Below are 25,235 nucleotides of genomic sequence, written 5' to 3'. Positions count from 1 at the left end.
CTCAGTCCGGGACGTTGGCGCCGTGGCCGAGGTCGCGCAGGGCCTGCTTGATCTTGGCCTGTGCCTCGTCGAGGGATTCCTTGCTCGGCTCCTGATCGGCCTGGGAGATATCGAAATCGCTGAGTTCGAAGGCCGGGAAGACGTGCACGTGCAGGTGCGGCACCTCCAGTCCGGCGATGAGCAGGCCGGCCCGGGGAGCCTCCCAGGCGGCGCGCACCGCCCGCCCGATCTTCTGTGCCACGGCGTTGAGACGCGCGAACGTATCGGGGTCGAGGTCCTGCCACTGGTCGATCTCCGCGCGGGGCACGACGAGCGTATGCCCCTGGGTGACCGGGGCGATGGTGAGGAAGGCGACGAATTCGTCGTCCGCCCAGACGAACCGTCCGGGCAACCGGCCGTCGATGATCGCGCTGAAAACAGAAGCCATGAGGCGAGTCTATTGGCGCTCGCCGCGTCGCCACGCGGACGGTCGTCGTCGCTGGTCGGAGCCCTACTGTCACCGACGCGGCCGGGTCGAACGCGAGCACGGACGCCGGGGGCACCGGGTTGTCCGGTCGATACCCGCAGAGGCGGCGAACGACGTCACCTAAGCTGTGTCGGGTGCGAGTACTCGTCATCGGTGCTGGAGCCCGTGAACACGCCCTCGTGCTGGCCCTGCGGCGGGATCCGGGGGTGAGTGCCGTCGTCGCCGCGCCCGGGAATCCGGGCATCGCCCCGTACGCGCAGGTTCGCCCCGTCGATCCTTGCAGCGCCGAGGCGGTGGTCGCGCTGGCCCGTGAGGTCGCGGCCGACCTGGTGGTCATCGGGCCGGAGGTGCCGCTGGTGCTGGGCATCGCGGATGCGGTGCGCACGGCCGGGATCGCCTGCTTCGGTCCGTCGGCGCCGGCGGCCCGGATCGAGGGTTCGAAGGCGTTCGCCAAGGACGTCATGACCGCGGCCGGGGTGCGCACCGCGCACAGCGAGGTGGTCGACCACCCGGGTGAGCTGGACGCCGCGCTCGACCGCTTCGGGCCGACCTGGGTGGTGAAGGACGACGGCCTGGCCGCCGGCAAGGGCGTGGTGGTGACCGACGACCGGCTGGCCGCCCGCGACCACGGCGCCGAACTGCTGGAGCAGGGGCACCCGGTACTGCTGGAGTCGTATCTCGACGGTCCCGAGGTCTCGTTGTTCTGCCTGGTCGACGGCGAGACGGTGGTGCCGATGCTGCCCGCCCAGGACCACAAGCGCGTCGGCAACGGCGACACCGGCCCCAACACCGGCGGCATGGGCGCCTATACGCCGCTGCCGTGGCTGCCGCCCGAGACGATCGCCGGAATCGTCGACGACGTGGTGAAACCCGTTGCGGCGGAGATGGTCCGGCGCGGCGTGCCGTTCTCCGGACTGCTCTACGCCGGGCTGGCGATCGGTTCGGCCGGGCCGGCGGTGGTCGAATTCAACTGCCGCTTCGGCGATCCCGAGACACAGGCGCTGCTGGCGCTGCTGGACTCGCCGCTGGGCGCACTGCTGTACGCCACGGCCACGGGCACCCTCGCGCAGACCGAGCCGCCGCGATGGAACGGCGGCGCCGCGATCACCGTGGTACTGGCGGCGGAGAACTACCCGGGCCGACCCCGCACGGGCGACGTGATCACGGGCACCGACGGCACCGACCCGAATACCGAAGTGCTGCATGCCGGCACGTCCCTGCGCGACGACGGCGCCCTGCTGTCGGCGGGCGGCCGCGTCCTCAACGTCGTCGCGACCGGCACCGACCTGACCGAGGCCCGCGAGCGCGCCTACGCCCGCATCGCCCGGATCAAGCTCCCCGGCAGCCACTACCGCACCGACATAGCCCTGGCCGCCACCGAGGACCGCATCTCGGTCCCCGCCGCCCGGGTGTAGGTAGTCGTTCGCCCACGCTCACGACCTTCCGCGCCATGCGGTTCCGGGGGATGTCTAGTTGAGCCGTAGACCGTGCAGGGCCAGCCAGGGTTGGGGGTCGATGTGCCGGCCGTTGATCAGGATTTCGAAGTGCAGGTGGGGGCCGGTGGAGTCGCCGCGGTTGCCGACCCGGGCGATCTGCTGTCCGGTGCGGACGCGTTCGCCGACCGAGACCGAGAAGTCGTACATGTGGCCGTAGACGGAGATGGTGCCGTCGTCGTGGCGGACGCGGACCCAGAGCCCGAAACCCTGGGCGGGGCCCGCGTCGACGACCGTGCCGTCGGTGACCGCGTAGATCGGCGAGCCGATCGGCGCGGCGATGTCGATACCGGCGTGGAAGGTGCCCCAGCGCTGTCCGAACCCGGAGGTGAACGCGCCGATCGCGGGCAGTGCGAAGCCGCCGATACCGGGCAGGATGCCGCCCGGAAGGGGTGTGGCGGCGCTGCCCAGCCAGGGCGTCGGCTGCCCCGAAACCGCCGCTGCCGCTTCGGCTTTCGCGCGTTCCAGGGTGGCGCGGGCGGCGGCGGCGACCACCTGCGCCTCGCGGATGTGCTCGCCGTTGTTGATGGCGTTCAGATAGCGCTTGCTCGACTCCGGCTCCGACTGCACCTGCAGCGGATAGGCGACCGGAACGCGTTGCGTGCTACCCGGCGCCAAGGCCACGTCGGCCGGGCGCGGCGCGGTGGCGTCGGCCGCGGCGAGCAGCGCCACCACGACTACCCCTGCCACCAGCACGCGGTGCCGGATCAGCCGGGCACGCAGCCGCGGCCACTGGTGTTCGGCGTAGGCCCGCCAGTCGCGCCGGAGAAATTCTCGCCAGTCGAAACCCGCGGCGGCACGCCACATCCGGCGAAACCACCGCAGAACGCGCGCCGTCGCCTGCCGGACCCACCGCCTGCCGAGGCCCCGGTCCTGCCGCAGCGCTGTACGCCAGTCGGGGCGGAGCACCGTTCCGCCGCCTGGTAGAACCTTCGCACTGCGTGCCTGGTCAGGCATTCTGCCGACGATAACAGGGTGCTCGCGGCGGTCGCAGGAGGGCGAGGCCATCCACAGGATCGCCTCAGAAACCCCTGTGGCGGGCCGCTGGGTCGGTGGCGCTCGCGGCCGTCACCGGTACGCGCCGCCGACGAGGGCCGATTCCGGTGGTATCGCATCCCGCCCGGGTGCGGGTGGCCTCGGTGTTCTCGTGTTCTACGGTCGTCGGGTGCGCAGTGAATCCCGCCGGTCGACCGTTCCGTCCTTCTACGTCATGGATGTCTGGAAGGCCGCCGCCGAGCGTGCCCGCACGCACGGCGACGTTCTGGTGCTGGCTGCCGGACAGCCGTCGACGCCCGCGCCGGCGCCGGTGCTGCGGGCGACGAGGGCGGCGCTGGACCACGAATTGCTCGGCTACACCGAGACGTTCGGCATTCTCCCGCTGCGGGAGGCGATCGCCGGACATCACAGCCGCACCTACGGCATCGCGGTGGACCCCGACGACGTCGTGGTCACGACGGGATCCTCGGGCGCGTTCTCGCTGATCTTCCTGGCCGCCTTCGATCCCGGCGACACGGTGGTGGTCCCCCGGCCCGGATATCCGGCCTACCGGAACACCCTGGCGGCCCTGGGATGCCGGGTGATCGAACTGGACTGCGGCCCGCAGACTCGCTTCCAGCCGACGGTCGCGATGCTGGAGGAACTGCCGGAGCCACCGGCCGGCCTGATCGTGGCCAGCCCGGCCAATCCGACCGGCACCATGATCGCGCCGGACGAGCTGGCCGCCCTGGCGCGCTGGTGCGACGCGCACGGCACGCTGCTGATCTCCGACGAGATCTACCACGGCATCGCCTACGCCGGAGCGGATACCGAGCCGACCGCCTCGGCCTGGGAGACCTCGCGCGAATCCGTGGTCATCGGCTCGGTGTCGAAGTACTTCTCGATGACGGGCTGGCGGCTGGGCTGGATGCTGGTGCCGAGCGGCCTGCGCCCGGCGCTGCAGCGGCTGGCCTCCAACCTGACCGTCTGCCCGCCCGCCATCTCCCAGTACGCCGCGGCGCATGCGTTCGGCCCCGATGCCAAGGCGGAGCTGGACGGTCACGTCCGCCGGTACGCGGAGAACCGCACCCTGCTGCTGCGGGGCCTGCCCGACCTCGGCATCACCGAGCTCGCTCCGGCCGACGGCGCGTTTTACGCCTACGCCGATATCGCCCACCTGACCCATGATTCGACCCGCTGGTGCGCCGACCTGCTGGCGCACACCGGCGTCGCGATCGCACCGGGCATCGACTTCGACACCGCCAACGGAAACCATACGGTCCGTTTCTCTTTCGCGGGCGCCACCGCCGATATCGAGGCGGCCCTGGACCGACTCCGCGGCTATCTGGACGCCTGAACAGTCTGATCGTCTGAGCAGCACGGATCCGCTAAGAGTTTTCGTTCCGGCCCCCCGAACGCGCCCGGATGGGGTAGAACAGCGGTGGTTGTTTTTTCAACACCGCGCGGAGATTGCCCACGCGGACCTGAATTGTCATAGATCGCACCGATTTGGCACGGATGAACCGATGATGACTGGCACGATGACACGGTGATAACCGCGACGACACCGAAAGGCGAACGGCGTCGCCAAGCATTGGTCGCGGCTGCCGCCGAGTTGCTGCTCGAGGGCGGATTCGACGCTGTGCGCCACCGTTCGGTGGCCACCCGCGCGGATCTGCCGCTGGCGTCGACGACCTACTACTTCGAGTCCCTCGAGGACCTGATCGCGCGCGCGGTCGAGTTCAGCGGCAACGCCGAACTCGAGGCGATGCGCCGCCGCGTCGGGGAGGTGACTCACCGCCGGCGCGGCGCCGACGCGACCGTCGACCTACTGCTCGACCTGCTGGTCGGCGTGGACGGGCACGACGAGTTCGAGCGCGGTCAGCTGATCGCGCGCTACGAGCGGTCGGTGGCCTCGGCCCGGCACCCGGAACTACGGGACGTACAGCTACGACTACGGGCACAACTGGAGGAGCTGCTGGCCGATGTGCTGCGCCGGTCCGATCGGGTGGTGCGGATCGAACAGCTGCGCCGGCTCGTGGCGGTGGTCGACGGCGCGGTGGTCGCGGCGCTGGCCGAACAGGATCCGCAGCCGCGGCGGGTGGCCCGCGGGGCCCTGCTGGAGCTGGTCGACCTGATAGCCCCGCCGGCCGCGCCGCACCCGGCGCCCGCGCATCCCGCGCATCCGCCGCCGCATCCGGCCGCCCCGCACCTGCCGCAGCACAGCACGGCCTGACGCCCGGGGCGCGCAGCGGCGGCGGCCGGTCGGCCGCCGAACACTAGACTGTCCGCCGTGACTGCTGTCCCGAACGTCCTCGCCACCCGCTATGCCAGCCCCGAACTGGTCCGGCTGTGGTCGCCCGAGCACAAGATCGTGCTCGAGCGGCGGCTGTGGCTGGAGGTGCTGCGGGCGCAGGCGGAACTGGGTGTGGACGTGCCGCCGGGCGTGGTCGACGACTACGAGCGGGTGATCGATCGCGTCGACCTGGCCTCGATCGCCGAGCGGGAGCGGGTGACCAGGCACGACGTGAAGGCGCGCATCGAGGAGTTCAACGCGCTGGCCGGGCACGAGCAGATCCACAAGGGCATGACCAGCCGCGATCTGACCGAGAACGTGGAACAGCTGCAGATCCGGCTGTCGCTGGAACACGTCCACGCGCACGGCGTGGCGGTCGCCGCCCGGCTGGCCGAGCGGGCCACCGAATATCAGGCCCTGGTGATGGCCGGCCGCTCGCACAACGTGGCCGCGCAGGCGACCACGCTCGGCAAGCGGTTCGCCGGCGCCGCGGACGAAGTCCTGATCGCACTGACCAGGCTGCGCGAGCTGATCGACCGGTATCCGCTGCGCGGTATCAAGGGCCCGATGGGCACCGCGCAGGACATGCTCGATCTGCTCGGCGGCGATCCGGCCAAGCTGGCCCAGCTGGAGCAGAAGGTGGCGCGGCACCTGGGCTTCGCCACGGTGCTCACCAGCGTCGGCCAGGTGTATCCGCGCTCGCTGGACCACGACGTGCTCTCTGCCCTCGTCCAGTTGGGCGCGGGCCCTTCGTCTTTCGCGCACACGGTGCGCCTGATGGCCGGGCACGAACTGGTCACCGAGGGCTTCCGGCCCGGCCAGGTCGGCTCCTCGGCGATGCCGCACAAGATGAACACCCGGTCCTGTGAGCGCGTCAACGGCCTGCAGGTGGTGCTGCGCGGATACGCGTCGATGGGCGCGGAACTCGCCGGGGCGCAATGGAACGAGGGCGACGTGTTCTGTTCGGTGGTGCGCCGCGTCGCGCTGCCCGACGCGTTCTTCGCCCTAGACGGAATGGTCGAAACGTTCCTCACGGTGCTCGCGGAGTTCGGCGCGTACCCTGCGGTGATCGATCGCGAGCTGAACCGCTACCTGCCGTTCCTGGCCACCACCCGCATCCTGATGGCGGCCGTGCGCGCCGGCGTCGGCCGGGAGACCGCGCACGAGGTGATCAAGGAGCACGCCGTCGCGGTCGCGCTGGCCATGCGCGAGCAGGGCCGGGAGCCCGATCTTCTCGACCGGCTCGCCGCCGACGACCGGCTCCCGCTGGACCGGGCGGCGCTGGAGGCCGCCCTGGCCGACAAGTCCGTCTTCATCGGTGCCGCCGAGGCGCAGGTCACCGACGTCGTCGCCCAGGTGCAGAAGCTGGTCGACGCCCACCCGGACGCCGCGCGATACACGCCGTCACCGATTCTGTAGCCGACGTGTCGGCGGCCGGAAGGCCGTAGGCTGGTCGGTCATGGATCCGTACACGATCTTCGCCGATATCGTTGCCGGCCGGGCCCCCGCGTCCACGGTGTACGAGGACGCGGATGTCCTGGCATTCATGGACATTCGGCCGATGACGCCCGGGCATCTGCTGGTGATTCCGAAGATCCCGGCGCGCAGTCTGTCCGAGCTGGATCCGGAGATCGGCGGCAAGCTGTTCCGGGTGGGTCAGCGCCTGGCCGCGGCGCTGCGCGCGTCGGAGGTGCAATGCGACGGGGTGAACTTCTTCCTCGCCGACGGCGTGACGGCCGGACAGGAGGTGTTCCATGTGCACCTGCACGTCATTCCGCGCACCCCCGGTGACGGTTTCGGGCTGCGCGGCCGGCCGACCACCCCGCCCCGAGCGGATCTCGACTATCTGGCGGCATCGGTGCGCGGGGCATTGGAGCGCACCGTTCCGCAGTAACCTCCCGCCGCCGTTCCGGGGTGCGTTTCCGCGGGAAACGTGGTTTGCTATTCGAACGCCAGAGATTCAGTGCTTGCGGTTTGTCGGGGCATGAGCTTTTTCATTCCGGTAGGTGTGGTGGGCTGATGGAGGTGGCAAATGCGGCGGAATTCTGTTGCTGCTGTTGTGCTGGCTGCTGCGTTGGGTGTATTCGGGACCTGGGCCGGGCCGCCGCAGCGTGCCGCCGCGGCCCGGATCGTCGGCATCGATGAGCTGAGCCCGACCCGATCGGCGCTGTTCGTCGAGTCGCCCGCCATGGGCCGGGTCATCCAGGTGCAGGTGCTGCACCCGGTCGGCGGGGGCGAGCGCCCCTCCTTCTACCTGCTCGACGGGCTCGATCCCGGGCTGAAACAGAGCACCTGGACCAACGCCACCGACGCCGAGCCGTTCTTCGCCGACAAGAACGTCAACGTGGTGCTGCCGATGGGCGGTCAGGCCGGTTACTACACCGACTGGCAGGCCGACGATCCGCGGTTCGGCCGCTACCGGTGGGAGACTTTCCTGACCCAGGAGCTGCCGCCGATCATCGACGCCACGTTCGCCGGCAGCGGCGCGGACGCGATCGGCGGATTATCGATGGGCGGCATCGCGGCCTTCGTGCTGGCGGTGCGCAATCCGGGCCGGTACCACGCGATCGCCGGCTACAGCGCCTGCCCGGATCTGGGAATCGCGCAGGGGGCGATCCTGTTCTCGATCGCCAACCGCGGCGGGAATCCCGGCAACATGTGGGGCCCGCCCGGCGGCCCCGCCTGGGCCGAGCACGATCCGGCGCTGCTGGCGGACCGCCTGCGCGGCACCATGATCTACCTGTCCACCGGAACCGGCATACCCGGTCCGCACGAGACCGAGATCAAGCCGCAGCTGCCGGAGAACATCTTCTTCGGCGCCCCGATCGAGGCCGGCGTGGACGGCTGCGTGACATCGTTCGAACAGCGGCTGCGCGGGTTGAACATTCCCGTCCACGTCGACCGCAGCCCGGTCGGCACGCACTCCTGGTCGTACTGGCAGGACACGCTGCATGCGTCGTGGCCGTTCGTCGGCTCGGCCATCGGTGCGTGAGGAGAGGCGCGCGGATCAGGAGTGGGCGGTGGATCCGGGTCGGTTGAATTCGCCGTCCTTGGCGCCGGCCACGAAGGCGGTCCATTCGCCGGGCGTGAAGATCAGCGTCGGCCCGTCCGGATTCTTCGCGTCGCGCAGGCCGATATTGCCGCTGGCGAGAAAGGCCACCTCGACGCCGCCGGTCTCGGAGCTGCGGTGCCACACGGCGTCGGGGTTGATCTCGCGGTTCTTCGCTTCCACATCTGCTCCTGTGGGGTCGGTGTCCGGGCGAGGCGCGCGGCCTGCCGTGGCGGCATTCGTCCCGACAGTAGCCGGTCGGCAGATCCGGGTGCGACGGAATGGCGGTTCGCCATTTTCGGGCAGTTCGGGGATCTGCCGGAGAATTGCCCGGTGTAGTGGCCCCGAAAGGTTTTCCGGGCCCGATCCGGAAATGAATTCCCGACCGGAAACCGGGAGGGCCCGGAGGGGGCCGGCATGCTCGAAATGGTCGGTCCGGGTCGCTGTGCCGGCGTCGCCGTAACCGATGCCGTTGCCGGGATGAACGTGGCGGTTGTCACGATCGGCCCCGGTATGCGAGCCGGTGCTCGACGCACCCGGGATGCCGACCGGTCGTGACCGGCCGGTTACGGCCGGGTGTCGGCAAATGATCTCGGATCCCGTCGGACATGTGCGGCATTTGCCGCCGGATGACGACATTCTCGTGGTTTACCCCGCAAGCGAATCGGAAACCCAGCTCACTGTGGCGGATATACGGCGTCGACCGAACCCGCAAGCCGGGAAATGTGCGCCGCGCCACACCCACGCACGACAAGGATGGAGCACCGCATGGCACCCGTCTTCGACAGTTGCGCGGTGGTGCCCCGGCACCTCACCGTCGAGCAGGCCCACAACATCTTGCATATCCACCGCAGTTGCCCCACCGACCAGTGTCAGCGCCGTAAGGCGGCCCTGTACTTCCTGATGGACTCCCGCCGCTCGGCCCGCGAGGAGAACGGGCGCGATCTGCGCGGCACGGTGCCGCGGTCGCCCGGACTGGGGTAATCCGGCCGGTCCGGGGCCGAAACCGGCGGCGCCCGGCAGGGTTTCTGCGATGTTGCCGCCGCCTCCGGGCCTGATCACGGATGCCGGGCACTACGGTGGAGCGCATGGCACTCGACAGTGGTACCGGAACGCCCCCGACCGTCGGCGACCCAGCATCCGCCGGAACCCCGCCGCGGCAGGGCGAGTCGGCCCCACCGACGGCGAAGCGGGTGCCGGCCGAGCGGGTGCATCACGGTGACACGTTCGTCGACGACTACGAATGGCTGCGCGACAAGGACAACCCCGAGGTCATCGCGCATCTCGAGGCGGAGAACGCCTACACCGACGCCCGGACCGAACATCTGCGGCCGTTGCGGGACAAGATCTTCGACGAGATCAAGGCGCGCACCCAGGAGACGGACCTGTCGGTGCCGGCCCGGATGGGTGACCACTGGTACTACTCGCGCAGTTTCGAGGGCAAGCAGTACGGGGTGCACTGTCGCTGCCCGATCGCCGGTCCGGACGACTGGACACCGCCGCGGCTGGCGGCGGGGACCGATACCGAGGCGAGTGCCCCGATCGAGATTCCCGGCGAGCAGGTGCTGCTGGACAGCAACGAACTCGCCGAGGGGCACGACTTCTTCGCGCTGGGGGCGTTCTCGATCAGCCACGACGGGGCCCTGCTGGCCTATTCCGTGGACACCGTCGGCGACGAGCGATATGTGTTGCGGTTCAAGGATCTGCGCACCGGTACGGCGCTGAGCGACGAGGTGCCGGGCACCGCGCCGGGGGCGACCTGGTCGCTGGACGGCACCCATGTCTTCTATCAGACCGTCGACGAGTCGTGGCGGCCCGACACCGTGTGGCGGCACCGCCTGGGCACGCCGAAAGAGCAGGACGTCAAGGTCTTTCACGAGCCGGACGAGCGCTACTGGGTGGGCGTCGGCGCCACCCGCTCGGAGAAGTACCTGATGATCTGGGTGGGGTCGAAGATCACCACCGAGGGGTGGGTCCTCGAATCCGATGATCCCGAGGGCGAATTCCGGGTGCTGCTGCCGCGGCGCGAGGGCGTCGAGTACTCCGCCGAGCATGCGGTCATCGGCGGGCGGGACCGATTCCTGGTCCTGCACAACGACGTCGTGGACGGCGTGAAGGCGGAGAACTTCGTGCTCGCCGACGCGCCCGTGGACGATCCGGCCGATCTGAACATCCTCATCCCGCACCGCGACGATGTGCGGCTCGAGGACATCGACTGCTTCGCCGACCATCTCGTGCTGTCCTACCGTCGCGCGGCGCTGTCGCGGGTCGCGGTGTGGCCGTTGACCTCCGAGGGCTACGGTGAGCTGCGCGAACTGGAGTTCGGGCTGGAGCTGTTCGCCGCCGGCGTCGGGTCCAACCCGGAGTGGAACCAGCCGACGCTGCGTCTCGGGGTCACCTCGTTCATCACCCCGGTGCAGGTCTTCGACTACATTCCCGCGACCGGCGAGTTGATCCTGCGCAAGGAACAGGTGGTGCTGGGCGGCTACGACCCGAACGACTACGAGCAGCACCGGGATTGGGCGGTCGCCGAGGACGGCACCCGAATCCCGATCTCGCTGGTGTGGCGCAAGGACGGCGGCGACGGTGGCAGGGCACCGAAGCCGTTGCTGCTCTACGGATACGGCTCCTACGAGGCCAGCATCGACCCGGGCTTCTCGGTGTCGCGGCTGTCGCTGCTCGACCGCGGTGCGGTGTTCGCCGTCGCGCACGTGCGCGGCGGCGGCGAGATGGGCCGGCTGTGGTACGAGCACGGCAAGACCCTCACCAAGAAGAACACCTTCACCGACTTCGTCGCCTGCGCACGGCATCTGGTGGACACCGGGATCACCGCGTCCGACCGGCTGATCGCCGACGGCGGCAGCGCCGGCGGCCTGCTGGTGGGCGCCGTCGCGAACCTCGCCCCCGAACTGTTCACCGGCATTTTGGCCAATGTGCCGTTTGTGGACCCACTCACCTCGATCCTGGATCCCTCGCTGCCGCTGACCGTCATCGAATGGGACGAGTGGGGAAATCCGCTGGCGGACAAGCAGGTCTACGAGTACATGAAGTCCTACTCGCCGTACGAGAACGTCGAGGCCAAGGACTATCCGGCGATCCTGGCGATCACCAGCCTGAACGACACCCGGGTGCTGTACGTCGAACCGGCCAAGTGGGTGGCGAAACTGCGCGCGACCAAGACCGGCGATGCGCCGCTGCTGCTGAAGACCGAGATGAGCGCCGGGCACGGCGGTGTCAGCGGCCGCTACGAGAAGTGGCGCGAGGTCGCCTTCGAATATGCCTGGGTGCTGGACACTCTCGGGCTGGCGGAGGTGCGGCCCGCGCCGGAGACCGTTCGTTGACCTTGTCGTCGGATGATCAGCCGATTCGGTAGCGCGAATTCGTCGCCGCGTCACCCGCGCAGCACGGTGCCGACACCTGGTGCACCCACAGTGAGTGTGGTGGGCAGCACCGAAAGGGGGTACGCGCACCATGCGTGCACAGTTGATCGTCTCCGTCTCGGGCATCCGTGACACCACCCGCGCGGCGGCCGCGGCCTTCGCCGAGGAGATGGATCGGCGCGACGTCCGGCTCTCGCTGCTGGTCGCGCCGCGGTTGAAGGGTAAGTACCGGCTCGCCGACGATCCCCGGACGCAGGACTGGCTGCGGTCGCGGCGCGAGTCGGGTGATGCGATCGTGCTGCACGGCTACGACCAGGCGGCCACCAAGCGCCGCCGCGCGGAGTTCGCGGCGCTGCCCGAACACGAGGCGCGCCTGCGGCTGATGGCCGCCGACCGGGTGATGGAGGGTGTGGGCCTGCGGACGCGGCTGTTCGCGGCGCCGCGCTGGACCGCCTCGGAGGGGGCGATCGCCGCCCTGCCCGACGTGGGTTTCCGTGTCGCGCTGAGCCTGACCGCCATCCACGATCTGGAACGCGATGTGGCGCAGCGTGGTTGGGTGCACGGCATCGGCGAGGGCTTCCGGGCCGAACCGTGGTGGTGCCACGCGATGGTGATGAGCGCCGCGCGCACGGCCCGTCGCGCCGGCCTGCTGCGCCTGGCGATCTCGGCCGCGCAGCTGAACCGCTCCGCCCCGCGGCAGGCCGTGCTCGACGCCGTCGACCTGGCCCTGTTCCACGAGGCGGTCCCGGATGTCTACCGCTGGGAGCCGTTCGCCGCCGCGCGGGCCGCCTGACCCTCGGCGGCGCTACCCGGCACAGCTCGCGAGGAACAGCACGGGTCCGGGCTGAACTGCTCGTTCCGCAATGGTTGGTTAACTGTTCGCAATCGACGTATCGGATGACAAACCTTGTCGTAGGGGGAAGTTTTCGGGTTTGATGGCAGGTAGCCTCGATGGTGTGGCAATCGGATAGACCCACACGCCCAGGAGGCGAGGATGCCCGACCGTCCTACCGAATCCGACGACCTGTTCGCGCAGCCCCCGCTGGAGTCGGGCGCGCCGAAGACCACCTTCCCCGAATCGGAGATGTTCCCGCAGGCCGCCTACCAGATCGTCCACGACGAACTGCTGATCGACGGCGTCTCCCGGATGAACCTGGCGACCTTCTGCACCACCTGGGTCGACGACGAGGCGCGCCGGTTGATGAACGAGTCCCTCGACAAGAACATCGTCGACAAGGACGAGTATCCGCAGACCGCCGAGCTGGAGCGGCGCTGCGTGCGGATGCTCGCCGATCTGTGGCACGCGCCCGGCCCCGCCGGTGCGATGGGCACCTCGACCACCGGTTCCAGCGAGGCGGCGATGCTCGGCGGGCTGGCCGCGAAGTTCCGCTGGCGCAAGGGCGGCGGCCGGGGCATTCCGAATTTCGTCTGCGGTCCGGTCCAGGTCTGCTGGGAGAAGTTCGCGCGGTATTTCGACGTGGACATCCGGCAGATTCCCCTGCGTGGCGACCGGCTCACGATGCATCCGGACGATGTCGCCGCGCACTGCGACGAGAACACCATCATGGTGGTGCCGACCTTCGGGCAGACCTTCACCGGCCTGTTCGAGGACGTCGCGGGGGTCAGCCGGGCGCTGGACGAGCTTCAGGCGCGGACCGGGCTGGACATCCCGCTGCACGTCGACGCCGCCAGCGGCGGCTTCCTCGCGCCGTTCACCGCGCCGGACCTGGTGTGGGACTTCCGATTACCGCGGGTGAGGTCGATCAACGCCTCCGGCCACAAGACCGGTCTGGCACCGCTCGGGGTGGGCTGGGCGATCTGGCGCGAGGCCGCCGATCTGCCGGCGGAACTGGTGTTCGACGTCGACTATCTCGGCGGCGACATGGCCACCTTCAACCTCAACTTCTCCCGGCCCGGCGGGCAGGTGGTCACCTCCTACTACGAGTTCATCCGGCTCGGCCGGGTCGGCTACGCCCGGGTGCAGTCGGCCGCCTACGCGGCGGCGCGGCGCCTCGCGGCCGGTATCGCCGAACTCGGCCCGTTCGAGCTGATGCACGACGGCGATCCGCTGCACGGCATCGCGGCGGTGTCGTGGACGCTGCGCGCGGGCGCGACCTTCAACCTCTACGATCTGTCCGACCGGCTGCGCACTCGCGGCTGGCTGGTCGCGGCCTATCCGCTGCCCGCCGATCGGCAGGACGAGACCGTCATGCGCGTGCTGGTCCGGCACGGCTTCAGCCACGACATGGCCGATCTGCTGCTGGCCGATCTGCGGCGGGCGATGGACCAGATCGACCGGCACCCGCCGAGCGTTTCGCTCACCCGGCAGGAGGCCGGCGGCTTCACCCACAGCGCGACCCCGGCGGTCGCTACCGCTCAGGTGCGGCGCGCGGCCGGGATCGACTGAGCGCGTGATTACAGTTCGGCGTGGTCTTCCGGCTGGATGACCGTGAAATCGGTGTCGGCGCCGCGCATTTCGGAGAGGCGGCCGAAGTAGATGCCCTGCGCCTCGGGGGCGATGATGCCGTAGTGGATCGGGAAGGCGGTGCGGGGGCCGACCGCGCGCAGGTAGTCGACGGCCTCGCTGATCTTCATCCAGGGCGCGACCGCGGGGGTGGCCAGAACGCCGACCCGGACGGGCGGCACCCACAGCGAATCGCCGGGGTGGACGAACTGGGCCGGATCGTCCGGGGTGCCGAGCTGGAACACCGTGTTGTCGATGACCGGGAGCTCGGGGTGGATCACCGCGTGCCGCCCGCCGCCGCCGGTGATCCGCAGGTCGCCGATCGACAGTTGCTGTCCGGCCCGCACCGGCTCCCAGGGCTCGCCGCGCTGCAGCGCGGTCTGCGGATCGCTGAGCAGCCGGGCCTGCGGGTTCTTCTCCAGCAGCGCCTCGATCCGGTTCGGGTCGATGTGGTCGGGATGCTGGTGGGTGATCGCGATAGCGTCGAGTCCGGTGATGCCCTCGAAGCCGTGCGAGAAGGTGCCGGGATCGAACAGGATCGTCGCGCCGTTCATCTCGACCAGGACGCAGGAATGACCGAAGTGGGCTATGCGCATACCTTCACCGTAACGCCGAAGCACCCGGCGCGACGGGCGCCGACGACCCCGATTACGCTGTTCAGGTAATCCCCCACCAGCTTGAGGAGCAGCGCGTGGCACGAGTCGTGGTCGAGGTGATGCCGAAGGCCGAGATCCTGGATCCGCAGGGTCAGGCGATCGTCGGCGCGCTCGGGCGTCTGGGTTTTCCGGGTGTCTCGGGTGTGCGGCAGGGCAAGCGGTTCGAACTCGACGTGGACGACGCCGTGGACGATGCGGAGCTCGCGAAGATCGCCGAGCAGCTGCTGGCCAATACGGTGATCGAGGACTGGACGGTGGTGCGGCTGTCGTGAGCGCGCGCATCGGTGTCATCACATTTCCGGGCACCCTCGACGACGTCGATGCCGCCCGCGCGGTGCGGCTGGCCGGCGCCGAGGCGGTGAGCCTCTGGCACGCCGACGCCGACCTGAAGGGCGTGGACGCGGTCGTCGTCCCCGGCGGCTTCTCCTACGGCGACTACCTGCGCGCGGGCGCCATCGCCCGATTCGCTCCGGTGATGGGCGAAGTGATCGCGGCGGCCGGGCGGGGCATGCCGGTGCTGGGCATCTGCAACGGATTCCAGGTGTTGTGCGAGGCGGGCCTGCTGCCGGGCGCGCTGACCCGCAACGAGGGCCTGCACTTCGTCTGCCGCGATCAGTGGTTGCGGGTGGAGCAGACCGGCACGGCCTGGACCTCCCGCTACGAGCCCGGTGCGCAGATCCTGATCCCGATCAAGAACGCCGAGGGCCGTTACCAGGCCGCGGAGCCGGTGCTCGACGAGCTGGAGGGCGAGGGCCGCGTGGTGTTCCGCTACGCCGGCGACAACCCGAACGGCTCGCAGCGCGGCATCGCCGGAATCTCCTCGCCCGACGGCCGCATCGTCGGCCTGATGCCGCATCCCGAGCACGCCACCGAACCGCTCACGGGTCCGACCGACGACGGCCTCGGCATCTTCCTGTCGGTGATCGACTCCCTGGTCACGGTCTAGGCTGGTCTCGGTCCAGGGGCGGTCTCGGTCCAGGGCGGGTCTCGGGACAGGCAGATTCGCGAGGAGCAGTCGTCGAGCGACGGGGTTGTCCTCCGCGCCCTCGCCGGAATGGTCCCGCCCGGCCGCGACGACCTGAATCCCGACGCGAACGCCGTCCAGTCGCTGGTCGCCCAGCATCGTTGCGGGACATGGCAGGTGGCGCTGTTCCACAACACTCCGGCCCAGTACCACGGACGGCCCGAACTCGCCGACCAGCACACGGACGAATTGCGCAGGGTGCTGCACCCTGCGTAGACCGGCCACTCGAATCGCCTACCGCGGCGGGCGAATTCGCCGCCCGTGTCCCAGCCGGCGGCGGTCCGGATCAGTCGATCCGGCCGAGGATTCGCAGGTCGACTCCCTCGGCGCGGGCGATCTGGGCGGACTGGATGGCCTGGTTGCCGCGGAAGCTGCGCTCGCCCGATGGCGTGGCGAGCACCGTGTCGGCCGTCAGGGCGGCGTGGATCCGCGGCACCTCCAGGCTGCCGGCGGTCTTCGCGACGGCGCGCAACGTGTGCATCGCCTCGTAGCTGGTGTTGCCGAAGTAGGTGAGCTGCGGCGCGAATTCGCCGTGTTTGGCGCGGTACCGCTCCAGCCGGTCCGGATCGGGAAAGAACGACGAACTGACGTAGAGGTTCTCGTTGGCCGAGGCACCGGCGCTGAGCAGCACCGTCTCGTCCACGGCCGGGCTCACCCGGATCTGTCGGCCGGCGCGTCCGGTGCGGGCGAACTGCCGGTTGAACCGCGCGGCGTCCGTTCCGACCAGCAGCATCATGATGCCGTCGACCCGATCGAGGCGGGGATCGTCGAGGAAGCTGCCGAAGTCGGCGGTGCCGAGGGGGACGAACCGCGCCAGCTCGATCGACTCGGGGCCGGCCAGCGCGGACCGGATGACCGCGGCCGTCACGCGCGGCCAGATGTAGTCGTTGCCGATGATCGCCCAGCGGCGGGCGCCGAGTTCGCGGCGCAGCCAGCTCATGGCGGCGAGGGCATGGCCCTCGGGATTCTCGCCGATCATCAGCACCCCCGGCATCTCGTCCGCCAGGCCCTCGTGCGTGGTGGCGTAGAAGTAGGGGACGCGGCCGTCGGCCGCGCGGGCGACGGCGCGGCGCACCGCGGAGATGTGCCAGCCCGTGATCGCGTGCACCATCCCGGTGGCCAGCAGGGCCGCGACCTCCGTCGCCACCTCGTGCGGCCGACGTCCGCCGTCGACCGTCGTCACCCGCACCTCGCGGCCGAGAATTCCCGCGCCACCGTTGATCTCCTCGACGGCGAGCGAAATTGCGGCATCGCACGATGGGGCCACAATTCCACCGGAACCCTGCAGCGGGACGATGTTGAGGACCTCGATCGTATCGTCCGGACTCTCGCGCGAGGCGAACATTCGGTACCCTTCTTCTTGGTCCGAGCGAAATGATGGGCGGGTAAATATGTCGACCATTGTAAGCGGATTCGCCACGCTCCACGGGGCACTGCGAGCCGCTGAACGCAGTTGGTTACGTCACCTGGATGCGGCATTGTGTGCCAGGCAGCTCTCGGCCGACCAATGGTCGATGCTGTCGAAATTGTCCGACCAGGTCGGTGTGACGATGAGCGAGCTGGCCGCACGCTCGCAACTGCCGCCCTCGTCGGCCACCCGTCATGCCGATGCGCTGGCCGAACGCGGCCTGATCTTCCGCATCGCGGCCGAGGACGATCGTCGGCGCATCCTCATCGGGCTGACCCGGCGCGGTGCGGAACTGGTCGATTCGGTGCGGGCCGAGGAGGCGCGGGTGGAGGAGGAATTGCGCAAGCGGATCGGCGCCCGCAACCATGCCGAACTGATGCGCCTGCTCGAACTGGTCGCCGAGGTGCCGGTCGCCGATTGATCCGGCGGGCAACAGGTTCGGCTTCGCTCACCGTGCGGGGGCGGTGTGAATGCGGGTTTATGCCGGGATCGCGGAGCCGATCCCGTCGGCGTCCCGAAAAAATTGGATCCGAGAACCGGTTCCATTTGTGCTGTCGAAATATTCGAACACCCGTTGGGGGTGAAAACATACCGAGTTCCACGGCACCGTGGATTCCCGGTGAGAAAACGGAGTTTCCGCTCGAACCGCGGCCGCAATCGGGTGTGTTCTCACCGGATTCCCCGCGGTGTCTAGGATCACCGGTATGCCCGTCTCGACCACCGCGACGGCGTCCGGGTTGTGCGCCTTCGTCGACGCCTCGCCGTCCCCGTTCCACGTCGTCCGCACCGTCGCAACCGAATTGGCGGCCCGGGGGTTCACCGAGCTGCCCGAGGTGCGGCCGTGGGGCGGTGCGGATTCCGAACCCGGTGTACGCCCGGGCGATCGGTACTTCGTGGTGCGCGGTGGTTCGCTGGTGGCGTGGGCCGAGCCCGCGCAGGTGTCGCCCGGCCACGCCTTCCGGGTGGTCGGCGCGCATACCGACAGCCCGAATCTGCGGGTCAAACAGCATCCGGATCTGGCGGTGGCGGGCTGGCAGCTGGTCGGGTTGGAGCCCTACGGCGGGGCCTGGCTGAACTCCTGGCTGGACCGCGAACTCGGCATCTCCGGGCGGTTGACCGTGCGCGCCGGGAATACGGTGCGGGAGAAGCTGATTCGCGTCGACGAACCACTGCTGCGGGTGCCGCAGCTGGCCATCCACCTGTCCGAGGACCGGCGCGGGGTGAGCCTGGATCCGCAGCGGCACGTCAACGCCGTCTGGGGCGTGGGCGGCGAACCGCACTCGTTCACGGAATTCGTGGCCGAGCGGGCCGGCGTGGACCCCGGCGCGGTGCTCGGCTGGGAGCTGATGACCCACGACCTGTCGCCGAGCCGGCCGGTCGGGCGCGACCTGGACCTGATCAGCGCGCCGCGGCTGGACAACCAGGGCACTTGCTACGCCGGACTGCATGCCCTGCTGGCCGCCGTGGACGACCCGGGCGCGGCCACCCCGGTGCTGGCGATGTTCGACCACGAGGAGGTCGGCAGCCAGTCCGACCGCGGCGCGCAGTCGGACCTGCTGCCGGCGGTGCTGGAGCGGATCGTGCTGGCCCGCGGCGGCGGACGTTCGGAATATCTTGCGGCGCTGGCGGGTTCGGTCTGCGCCTCGGGCGATATGGCGCACGCGACCCATCCCAACTATCCCGAGCGGCACGAGCCCGCACATCGCATCGAGGTCAACGGCGGTCCGGTGCTGAAGGTGAACCAGAATCTGCGCTATGCCACCGACGCGGTCGGGGCCGGCGCGTTCGCGCTGGCGTGCGCCCAGGCCGGGGTGCCGCTGCAGCGTTACGTGCACCGCGCCGATCTGCCGTGCGGATCCACCATCGGGCCGATGACCGCGGCGCGCACCGGGATGCCGACGGTCGACGTCGGCGCGCCGCAGCTGGCCATGCATTCGGCGCGGGAGCTGATGGGCGCGGCGGACGTGGCGTCCTATTCGGCGGCGCTGACGGCCTTCCTGACGCCCGCCGCGGCCGGCCGGTAGAGCACCGCGCCGATCGCCAGTATCGCGAACGTCACCAGCACGTAGCTGCTGCCGATCAGCTGTTGCCAGAGCGCCCAGCCGGCCTCCCGGTCGCGCTGATGCGGCAGCAGCCAGTGCGGGCCGACGGAGAACATCACGGTGATCGCGATCAGGATCCCGAGGGTGAGGCGGCGCCGACGATGTTGCGCGGGTTCCTCGTTCGCGCCGCGCCCGGGCCACGCGGCGACGGCGATCAGCAGGGCAGGCGCCACCCAGACCCAGTGGTGCGACCACGAGACCGGCGAAACCAGCAGTACCGCGGCGGCATTGACCAGCATCGCGGAGATTTCGGCCTGCGCGTCGAGCAGCCGCTTCATCCACACCGCCGCGAGCCCGACGACGATGAGCGACAACACGATCCAGATCACCGTCGCCGTACCGTCGGAGACGCCGAGCCGGAAGGCGAAGCCCTTGAGCGACTGGTTGCCGGCGTATTCCGCCGGGCCGATCCGGTCGGTGTCCCACAGGGTGTGCAGCCAGTACTGGGACGATTCGTCCGGGAACAACACGAATCCCAGCCCGATCGCCCCGATCGCCGACGCCACCAGCGTGATCGACGTCCGCCAGTCCCGGCGCAGCAGGAAATACAGCAGATACGCGGCCGGAATCAGCTTCACCGACACCGCGATCCCGATCAGCATGCCGCGCGGCCAGAACGGCCGGCGGGCCAGTACGTCCAGCGCGATCGCGGCCATCAGCACCAGATTGATCTGGCCGAAGTTGAAGGTCTGGCGCACCGGTTCGGTGAGGCTCAGGATCGAGACCGCGCCGATCACCAGCGCCACCCGGGTCGGGCGGTCCATCTCGGGGCGCAGCCGGTCGATCACCAGCCACAGCGTGACGCCCAGGCTCGCGAGGGAGACGCCGAGCACCAACCACTCGGCCGCGGCCAGCGGTAGCAGCGCCAGCGGAGTGAACAACAGCGCCGCCAGCGGGGGATAGGTGAACGGCAGTCCGATGTCGCCCACCTTCGGCATCGGGCCGTAGAGGTCGCCGCCGTCCAGCCAGACCCGGGCGCCGTTGCGGTACACCTGCAGATCGATGTAGCCATGCCATAGCTTGAAGACGAAGGAGAGGATCGCGCACAGCGCGAACAAGGCAATAGCGATCGAGAACAGGCGTAACTGGCGGGTTGTCAGACCTAACGCGGCGGGCCCCTCGGAGACGGTCGCGGGCACCTTGTCCCGATCCGCCACCCTGGATCGATCTGTCACGTGATCAGAGTATCCCGGAGCCGATCGGCTGCCTGGTCCGGTGGGGTTTGCCACACACTAGACTGAGCGGGTCTCCCGCCCGTTCGAGGTTCGTGCGGCACCCGGCTCCGGCACCGTTTGCCGACCGTATGCCCGGCCGAAAGGATCCTGTAACCACAGTGACTGTCCACGTCGACACCGTCAGCGCCGCCGCAGCCACATCGGATACCCCACAGCCCTACCGGGAGCTGGGTCTCCGCGACGACGAATACGCCCGCATCCGAGAGATTCTCGGCCGCCGTCCGACCGATGCCGAGCTGGCGATGTATTCGGTGATGTGGAGCGAGCACTGCTCCTACAAGTCGTCCAAGGTGCACCTGCGCTACTTCGGCCAGACCACGACCGACGCGATGCGCGCGTCCATGCTGGCCGGTATCGGCGAGAACGCCGGCGTGGTCGACATCGGCGACGGCTGGGCGGTCACCTTCAAGGTGGAGAGCCATAATCACCCGTCCTACGTGGAGCCGTATCAGGGCGCGGCCACCGGCGTCGGCGGGATCGTGCGCGACATCATGGCCATGGGCGCGCGGCCGATCGCGGTGATGGACCAGCTGCGCTTCGGCGCGGCCGACCATCCCGACACCCGGCGCGTCGTCGACGGTGTGGTGCGCGGCGTCGGCGGCTACGGGAACTCGCTGGGCCTGCCTAATGTCGGCGGCGAGACCGTCTTCGACCCGTCCTACCAGGGCAATCCGCTGGTCAACGCGCTGTGCGCGGGCGTGCTGCGGGCCGAGGATCTACACCTGGCCTTCGCCTCCGGGCAGGGCAACAAGATCATTCTTTTCGGTGCGCGCACCGGGCTGGACGGTATCGGCGGCGTGTCCGTGCTGGCCTCGGAGACCTTCTCCGGCGAGGAAACGGAGCGGCAGGCCGGTTCGACGCTCGAGGGCGCAAGCGCTTCTCGGAAGAAGCTGCCGAGCGTGCAGGTGGGCGACCCGTTCGCGGAGAAGGTCCTGATCGAGTGCTGCCTCGAGCTGTATCACGCCGGGCTGGTGGTCGGGATCCAGGACCTCGGCGGCGCCGGATTGTCCTGTGCCACCTCGGAGTTGGCGGCCGCCGGCGACGGCGGCATGCACATCGAGCTGGACCGGGTGCCGCTGCGGGCGGCGAATATGACCCCGGCCGAGGTCCTGTCGAGCGAATCGCAGGAGCGCATGTGCGCGGTCGTGACCCCCGGCAACGTCGACGCCTTCCTTGCCGTCTGCCGCAAGTGGGACGTGCTGGCCACGGTGATCGGCGAGGTCACCGACGGCGACCGGCTGGTGGTGAGCTGGCACGGCGAGACCGTGGTGGACGTTCCGCCGCGCACCGTCGCCCACGAGGGCCCGGTGTACGAGCGCCCGGTGCGGCGTCCCGACGAGCAGGACGCGCTGATCGCCGACACCCCGGACTCGTTGCCGCGCCCCAAGACCGGTGACGAGCTGCGTACCACCGCTCTGAATATGCTCGCCAGCCCGCAGCTGTGCAGCCGCCGCTGGATCGTCGAGCAGTACGACCGCTACGTGCGCGGCAACACCGTGCTCGCCGAGCACGCCGACGCCGGCGTGATCCGCATCGACGAGGAGTCCGGCCGCGGCATCGCGCTCGCCACCGACGCCTCCGGCCGCTACACCAAGCTCGACCCCTACACCGGCGCGCAGCTGGCGCTGGCCGAGGCGTTCCGCAACGTGGCCACCACCGGCGCCACCCCGAAGGCCGTCACCAACTGCCTCAACTTCGGCTCCCCCGAGGATCCGGGCGTGATGTGGCAGTTCCAGCAGGCCGTGCGCGGGCTGGCGGACGGCTGTGTGGCGCTGGGCATTCCGGTCACCGGCGGCAACGTCAGCTTCTACAATCAGACGGGCAGCACCGCGATCCTGCCCACCCCGGTGGTGGGCGTGCTGGGCGTCGTGGACGACGTGCACCGGCGCATCCCGACGGGCCTGGGGACCGAGCCGGGGGAGACACTGATCCTGCTCGGCGACACCCGGGACGAGTTCGGCGGTTCCATCTGGGCACAGGTCGAGCACGACCACCTCGGTGGCGTGCCGCCGCGGGTCGATTTCGCCCGCGAACAACTGCTGGCCCAGGTGCTCGGCGCGGGATCCCGGGACGGAATGATCAGCGCCGCCCACGATCTCAGCGAGGGCGGCCTGATGCAGGCGGTCGTGGAGGCGGCGCTGGCCGGCGAAACCGGCTGCCGGGTGCTGCTGCCCGAGGATGCCGACCCGTTCGTCGTGCTGTTCTCCGAGTCGGCCGGTCGCGTGCTGGTCGCGGTGCCGCGCACGGAGGAGACCCGGTTCACCAAGATGTGCACCGCGCGCGGATTGCCGTGGGTGCGTATCGGTGTCGTCGATCAGGGTTCGGATTCCGTTGAGGTGCAAGGGCAGTTCTCGGTGACCCTGGCGGAACTGCGGGAAACCTTCGAGGGGACACTGCCGCAGCTGTTCGGCGCGCACACCGGCTGATTCGGCAGGTGGCGCGCCGGGCGGGCCTCAGCTCGCCATCTTGAACGGATCGTGTTCGGCCATCAGCTTTTCCATCCGGGCCTCGTCGATCCGGTGTGTGACCCGGGCCGTCTCGGCCTGGTCGCGGACCACCTTGCCGAGCGTGAAGGTGCTGCTGACCAGGAACAGCGTGGCCATCATCAGGAAGCCGCGCTGCCAGATGTCCAGGGGCAGGTAGAGAATGCCCGCGCCGGTCGCGAGGAAGCTGACGCCGAAGGCGATCGCGGCCTGCGCGAGAAAAGCCGGAGTGCTCTTCTGCTGCGTGTTCGGATTGCTCATGGATACAGCGTGCCGGGCCGGGCGGGCGTGAGCGCGGGTGCAACTACTCGAGCGGCATGGGTAATTCCCGTATGACTCGGTAACCGTTCTCACGCGATGAGATCCCCGGTTTCCCGGGCCCCGGCGGCCATACTTGACGGGTGCTCGATACCGCCGAGACTCTCACAACGCTGCGTTCGCGCGGCGTTGCGGTGGTCCGGCAGGGGACTCGGCTGCTGCGCCGCCTCGAGAACGACATCATCGACCTGAACTACGTCGGCCTGGTGGTGGCCACGGTGTTCTTCGCCTGGTCGGTGACGCCCTCGCTGCTGCCGCGCGACTGGCTGTTCCAGGGGCTCATCAGCGGTCTCAACGCCGCGATCGGGTACGGCGTCGGCTGCGTGTTCGAGTGGTTGTTCCGCAAGTGGATTCGCCCCAGGATTCCGATCGGTGCCGTGCCGCTGCCGGTGCAGTATGCGGTGAAGCTGGTCGTCCTGGCCGCGTGCGTGCTCGTCGCGATGTGGATGCTGGTGCTGTCGGCGGACTGGCAGCGTCAGATCACCGCGCTGATGGATATGGAAGGCACCACCCGCGCCGCGTACCTGCGTACCGGCGGGCTGAGCCTGACGGTGGGCATCATCGTGGTGGCGGGTTACCGCACGCTGCGCGAGATCGTGTTGTTCTTCGCGCGGCTGCTCAGCCGGTGGGTGCCACCGCAGTTCGCCCCGACCGTCGGCGGGATTCTGCTGACCGTGCTGGCGGTGACGCTGTTCAACGGCGTGGCCACGCGCGCCTTCTTCGCGGTGGCCAATTCGGCGTTCAGCGTGCGCAACGACAAGATGTCCGAGTATGCGGTGCAACCGGATCGGGCCGAACGTTCCGGCAGTCCGGCCTCGGCGGCGGAATGGGACACGCTGGGTTCCGAGGGGCGCTGGTTCGTCTCGCACGGCCCGGACGCGTTTCGGATCGGCGCGGTGACCGGAGCTCCCGCGCGGGAACCGATTCGGGTCTATACCGGCCTGGAATCGGCGAAAGACGGTGTGACGCAGGAGGAGCTGGCGGTCCGGGAACTGGAGCGCACGCATGCGTTCGATCGCAAGGTGCTGGTGGTCGTCACCACCACCGGTACCGGCTGGGTGAACTCGGAGACGGCCGAGGCGATCGAGTACATGTACCACGGCGACACCGCGATCGTCGCCTCGCAGTACTCGTATCTGCCGAGCGTGCTGTCGTTCCTGGCGGACCGCCAGAAGGTGGCGGTCGCCGGGGAGAAGATGTTCGAGGCCGTGCACGCGGCCTGGTCGGCGCGGCCGGCCGAGGCGCGCCCGAAACTGCTGGTGTACGGCGAGAGCCTGGGCTCGCAGGGCTCGGAGTCCGCGTTCGAGGGCCTGGCGGATCTGCGCAGCGAAGTGGACGGTGCGCTGTGGGTGGGCCCGCCGAACTCGAATCGCCTGTGGCGCCAGTTCATCGAGCGGCGCGATCCGGGCACCCGGGAGGTGGAGCCGATCTATGCCGACGGCCTGGTCGTCCGATTCGCCTCCGGTGCAACGGATCTGACCGAGCCGTCGCCGGACTGGCGGATCCCGCGCATCGCCTACCTGCAGCATGCCTCGGATCCGATCGTGTGGTGGTCGCCGGATCTGATCGTCTCGCAGCCGGCCTGGCTGTCCGAACCGCGCGGCGGGGACGTGTCGACCCAGATGCGCTGGTGGCCGTTCGTCACGTTCTGGCAGGTCGCCGCCGATCTGACCAATGCCCAGGGCGTCAGCGACGGGCACGGGCACAACTACGGCAGCCTGGTGCTGGACGGTTGGGCCGCGGTGCTGCCACCCCCGGACTGGACGCCGGAACTCCAAGAGCGCGTCCGCTTCGAGATGGAGTCGGCCGCGAAGTACGAGCGGGTGGTGAAATGAGCGAGGGCGGGACCGTTTTCCGGGATGTGGCGCGTATGTGGCCGGTGACAG

General features: G+C 69.6%; 24 protein-coding genes. 17 read left to right on the top strand and 7 right to left on the bottom strand.

Translation table 11 applies throughout. The annotated features are described in order from the left end of the window. Nucleotide 1: 1 nt before the first annotated feature. Entirely contained in the window at nucleotides 2–427 is a 426-nt protein-coding gene (locus D892_RS0108310) for an HIT family protein (protein WP_024800797.1), read from the bottom strand. Nucleotides 428–600: 173 nt separating this feature from the next. On the opposite strand from D892_RS0108310, the gene purD reads away from it, so the two are divergent. Then, on the top strand, nucleotides 601–1,881 hold the full coding sequence (gene purD / locus D892_RS0108305; protein WP_024800796.1) for a phosphoribosylamine--glycine ligase: 1,281 nt from the start codon (nucleotides 601–603) through the stop codon (nucleotides 1,879–1,881). Nucleotides 1,882–1,935: 54 nt separating this feature from the next. Here purD and D892_RS0108300 read toward each other — a convergent pair whose 3' ends face one another. Next, nucleotides 1,936–2,916 (bottom strand): M23 family metallopeptidase, encoded by a 981-nt coding sequence (locus tag D892_RS0108300; protein WP_036566824.1) that lies wholly within the window; start codon nucleotides 2,914–2,916, stop codon nucleotides 1,936–1,938. A 208-nt stretch (nucleotides 2,917–3,124) separates the two neighbouring features. Here D892_RS0108300 and D892_RS0108295 point away from each other — a divergent pair, with 208 nt between their 5' ends. The 5 genes from D892_RS0108295 (at nucleotide 3,125) to D892_RS0108275 (ending at nucleotide 8,222) form a co-directional block, all read left to right on the top strand. After that, a complete protein-coding gene (locus D892_RS0108295; protein ID WP_024800794.1) occupies nucleotides 3,125–4,291 on the top strand; it encodes a pyridoxal phosphate-dependent aminotransferase in 1,167 nt (388 codons plus the stop codon). 192 nt (nucleotides 4,292–4,483) lie between these two features. Beyond that, on the top strand, nucleotides 4,484–5,170 hold the full coding sequence (locus tag D892_RS0108290) for a TetR/AcrR family transcriptional regulator (RefSeq protein ID WP_024800793.1): 687 nt from the start codon (nucleotides 4,484–4,486) through the stop codon (nucleotides 5,168–5,170). Between the two features lie 57 nt (nucleotides 5,171–5,227). Then, nucleotides 5,228–6,649, top strand: coding sequence for an adenylosuccinate lyase (purB, locus tag D892_RS0108285; RefSeq protein ID WP_024800792.1), 1,422 nt, complete (start codon nucleotides 5,228–5,230; stop codon nucleotides 6,647–6,649). 40 nt (nucleotides 6,650–6,689) lie between these two features. Further along, nucleotides 6,690–7,124: an HIT family protein gene (locus D892_RS0108280; RefSeq protein WP_024800791.1), complete on the top strand. Its 435-nt coding sequence runs from the start codon at nucleotides 6,690–6,692 to the stop codon at nucleotides 7,122–7,124. 138 nt (nucleotides 7,125–7,262) lie between these two features. Next, complete coding sequence (locus D892_RS0108275; RefSeq protein ID WP_024800790.1) at nucleotides 7,263–8,222, top strand: alpha/beta hydrolase family protein; 960 nt, start codon at nucleotides 7,263–7,265, stop codon at nucleotides 8,220–8,222. Between the two features lie 15 nt (nucleotides 8,223–8,237). Here the strand turns inward: D892_RS0108275 and D892_RS48415 are convergent, their stop codons facing one another. Continuing rightward, nucleotides 8,238–8,462 (bottom strand): DUF397 domain-containing protein, encoded by a 225-nt coding sequence (locus D892_RS48415; protein WP_024800789.1) that lies wholly within the window; start codon nucleotides 8,460–8,462, stop codon nucleotides 8,238–8,240. 585 nt (nucleotides 8,463–9,047) lie between these two features. Between D892_RS48415 and D892_RS0108260 the strand changes: the two genes are divergently transcribed. From D892_RS0108260 to D892_RS0108245, 4 genes are all read left to right on the top strand, one after another. Further along, nucleotides 9,048–9,263 carry a hypothetical protein gene (locus D892_RS0108260; protein ID WP_156959430.1) on the top strand — a complete coding sequence of 72 codons (216 nt, stop codon included), beginning with the start codon at nucleotides 9,048–9,050 and terminating at the stop codon, nucleotides 9,261–9,263. 104 nt (nucleotides 9,264–9,367) lie between these two features. Then, complete coding sequence (locus tag D892_RS0108255; protein ID WP_024800787.1) at nucleotides 9,368–11,620, top strand: S9 family peptidase; 2,253 nt, start codon at nucleotides 9,368–9,370, stop codon at nucleotides 11,618–11,620. A gap of 130 nt (nucleotides 11,621–11,750) precedes the next feature. After that, nucleotides 11,751–12,452 carry a DUF2334 domain-containing protein gene (locus D892_RS0108250; RefSeq protein WP_024800786.1) on the top strand — a complete coding sequence of 234 codons (702 nt, stop codon included), beginning with the start codon at nucleotides 11,751–11,753 and terminating at the stop codon, nucleotides 12,450–12,452. A gap of 201 nt (nucleotides 12,453–12,653) precedes the next feature. Next, nucleotides 12,654–14,066 carry a glutamate decarboxylase gene (locus D892_RS0108245; RefSeq protein WP_024800785.1) on the top strand — a complete coding sequence of 471 codons (1,413 nt, stop codon included), beginning with the start codon at nucleotides 12,654–12,656 and terminating at the stop codon, nucleotides 14,064–14,066. A gap of 8 nt (nucleotides 14,067–14,074) precedes the next feature. Here D892_RS0108245 and D892_RS0108240 read toward each other — a convergent pair whose 3' ends face one another. Beyond that, nucleotides 14,075–14,719 (bottom strand): MBL fold metallo-hydrolase, encoded by a 645-nt coding sequence (locus D892_RS0108240; RefSeq protein WP_024800784.1) that lies wholly within the window; start codon nucleotides 14,717–14,719, stop codon nucleotides 14,075–14,077. 95 nt (nucleotides 14,720–14,814) lie between these two features. Here D892_RS0108240 and purS point away from each other — a divergent pair, with 95 nt between their 5' ends. The 3 genes from purS (at nucleotide 14,815) to D892_RS40715 (ending at nucleotide 16,019) form a co-directional block, all read left to right on the top strand. Further along, nucleotides 14,815–15,051 (top strand): phosphoribosylformylglycinamidine synthase subunit PurS, encoded by a 237-nt coding sequence (gene purS, locus D892_RS0108235; RefSeq protein ID WP_024800783.1) that lies wholly within the window; start codon nucleotides 14,815–14,817, stop codon nucleotides 15,049–15,051. Then, entirely contained in the window at nucleotides 15,048–15,725 is a 678-nt protein-coding gene (purQ, locus tag D892_RS0108230; RefSeq protein ID WP_024800782.1) for a phosphoribosylformylglycinamidine synthase subunit PurQ, read from the top strand. The genes purS and purQ overlap by 4 nt, the downstream gene beginning before the upstream one ends. Nucleotides 15,726–15,833: 108 nt before the next feature. Further along, entirely contained in the window at nucleotides 15,834–16,019 is a 186-nt protein-coding gene (locus D892_RS40715; protein WP_024800781.1) for a hypothetical protein, read from the top strand. A 70-nt stretch (nucleotides 16,020–16,089) separates the two neighbouring features. On the opposite strand, the gene D892_RS0108220 is transcribed toward D892_RS40715, so the two are convergent. Beyond that, entirely contained in the window at nucleotides 16,090–17,148 is a 1,059-nt protein-coding gene (locus D892_RS0108220; protein ID WP_024800780.1) for a substrate-binding domain-containing protein, read from the bottom strand. On the opposite strand from D892_RS0108220, the gene D892_RS0108215 reads away from it, so the two are divergent. Together D892_RS0108215 and D892_RS0108210 are read left to right on the top strand one after the other, a co-directional pair. Next, nucleotides 17,099–17,632: a MarR family winged helix-turn-helix transcriptional regulator gene (locus D892_RS0108215; protein ID WP_369801739.1), complete on the top strand. Its 534-nt coding sequence runs from the start codon at nucleotides 17,099–17,101 to the stop codon at nucleotides 17,630–17,632. The genes D892_RS0108220 and D892_RS0108215 overlap by 50 nt on opposite strands. Nucleotides 17,633–17,915: 283 nt before the next feature. Beyond that, the gene (locus tag D892_RS0108210; RefSeq protein ID WP_024800778.1) at nucleotides 17,916–19,235 is read left to right on the top strand and encodes a M18 family aminopeptidase; all 1,320 of its coding nucleotides are present in this window, start codon (nucleotides 17,916–17,918) and stop codon (nucleotides 19,233–19,235) included. On the opposite strand, the gene D892_RS0108205 is transcribed toward D892_RS0108210, so the two are convergent. Then, nucleotides 19,184–20,488, bottom strand: coding sequence for a glycosyltransferase 87 family protein (locus D892_RS0108205; RefSeq protein WP_084160988.1), 1,305 nt, complete (start codon nucleotides 20,486–20,488; stop codon nucleotides 19,184–19,186). The genes D892_RS0108210 and D892_RS0108205 overlap by 52 nt on opposite strands. A 158-nt stretch (nucleotides 20,489–20,646) precedes the next feature. On the opposite strand from D892_RS0108205, the gene purL reads away from it, so the two are divergent. Continuing rightward, complete coding sequence (purL, locus tag D892_RS0108200; RefSeq protein WP_024800776.1) at nucleotides 20,647–22,974, top strand: phosphoribosylformylglycinamidine synthase subunit PurL; 2,328 nt, start codon at nucleotides 20,647–20,649, stop codon at nucleotides 22,972–22,974. 27 nt (nucleotides 22,975–23,001) lie between these two features. On the opposite strand, the gene D892_RS0108195 is transcribed toward purL, so the two are convergent. Then, a complete protein-coding gene (locus D892_RS0108195; RefSeq protein WP_024800775.1) occupies nucleotides 23,002–23,292 on the bottom strand; it encodes a YiaA/YiaB family inner membrane protein in 291 nt (96 codons plus the stop codon). 140 nt (nucleotides 23,293–23,432) lie between these two features. On the opposite strand from D892_RS0108195, the gene D892_RS0108190 reads away from it, so the two are divergent. Next, nucleotides 23,433–25,184, top strand: a complete 1,752-nt coding sequence (locus D892_RS0108190; protein WP_024800774.1) for an alpha/beta-hydrolase family protein — start codon at nucleotides 23,433–23,435, stop codon at nucleotides 25,182–25,184. Nucleotides 25,185–25,235: the final 51 nt, after the last annotated feature.

Source organism: Nocardia sp. BMG51109 (assembly GCF_000526215.1).
Lineage (GTDB): Bacteria > Actinomycetota > Actinomycetes > Mycobacteriales > Mycobacteriaceae > Nocardia.
This window is presented reverse-complemented; position numbering and strand designations above follow the sequence as displayed.

Excerpts from the sequence above, each read along its gene's own strand:
- D892_RS0108310 (WP_024800797.1), bottom strand. The coding sequence starts at position 427 with ATGGCTTCTGTTTTCAGCGCGATCATCGACGGCCGGTTGCCCGGACGG.
- D892_RS0108300 (WP_036566824.1), bottom strand. The coding sequence starts at position 2,916 with ATGCCTGACCAGGCACGCAGTGCGAAGGTTCTACCAGGCGGCGGAACG.
- D892_RS0108280 (WP_024800791.1), top strand. The coding sequence starts at position 6,690 with ATGGATCCGTACACGATCTTCGCCGATATCGTTGCCGGCCGGGCCCCC.
- D892_RS0108275 (WP_024800790.1), top strand. The coding sequence starts at position 7,263 with ATGCGGCGGAATTCTGTTGCTGCTGTTGTGCTGGCTGCTGCGTTGGGT.
- D892_RS0108260 (WP_156959430.1), top strand. The coding sequence starts at position 9,048 with ATGGCACCCGTCTTCGACAGTTGCGCGGTGGTGCCCCGGCACCTCACC.
- D892_RS0108255 (WP_024800787.1), top strand. The coding sequence starts at position 9,368 with ATGGCACTCGACAGTGGTACCGGAACGCCCCCGACCGTCGGCGACCCA.
- D892_RS0108250 (WP_024800786.1), top strand. The coding sequence starts at position 11,751 with ATGCGTGCACAGTTGATCGTCTCCGTCTCGGGCATCCGTGACACCACC.
- D892_RS0108245 (WP_024800785.1), top strand. The coding sequence starts at position 12,654 with ATGCCCGACCGTCCTACCGAATCCGACGACCTGTTCGCGCAGCCCCCG.
- D892_RS0108240 (WP_024800784.1), bottom strand. The coding sequence starts at position 14,719 with ATGCGCATAGCCCACTTCGGTCATTCCTGCGTCCTGGTCGAGATGAAC.
- D892_RS40715 (WP_024800781.1), top strand. The coding sequence starts at position 15,834 with ATGGTCCCGCCCGGCCGCGACGACCTGAATCCCGACGCGAACGCCGTC.
- D892_RS0108215 (WP_369801739.1), top strand. The coding sequence starts at position 17,099 with ATGTTGAGGACCTCGATCGTATCGTCCGGACTCTCGCGCGAGGCGAAC.
- D892_RS0108220 (WP_024800780.1), bottom strand. The coding sequence starts at position 17,148 with ATGTTCGCCTCGCGCGAGAGTCCGGACGATACGATCGAGGTCCTCAAC.
- D892_RS0108210 (WP_024800778.1), top strand. The coding sequence starts at position 17,916 with ATGCCCGTCTCGACCACCGCGACGGCGTCCGGGTTGTGCGCCTTCGTC.
- D892_RS0108195 (WP_024800775.1), bottom strand. The coding sequence starts at position 23,292 with ATGAGCAATCCGAACACGCAGCAGAAGAGCACTCCGGCTTTTCTCGCG.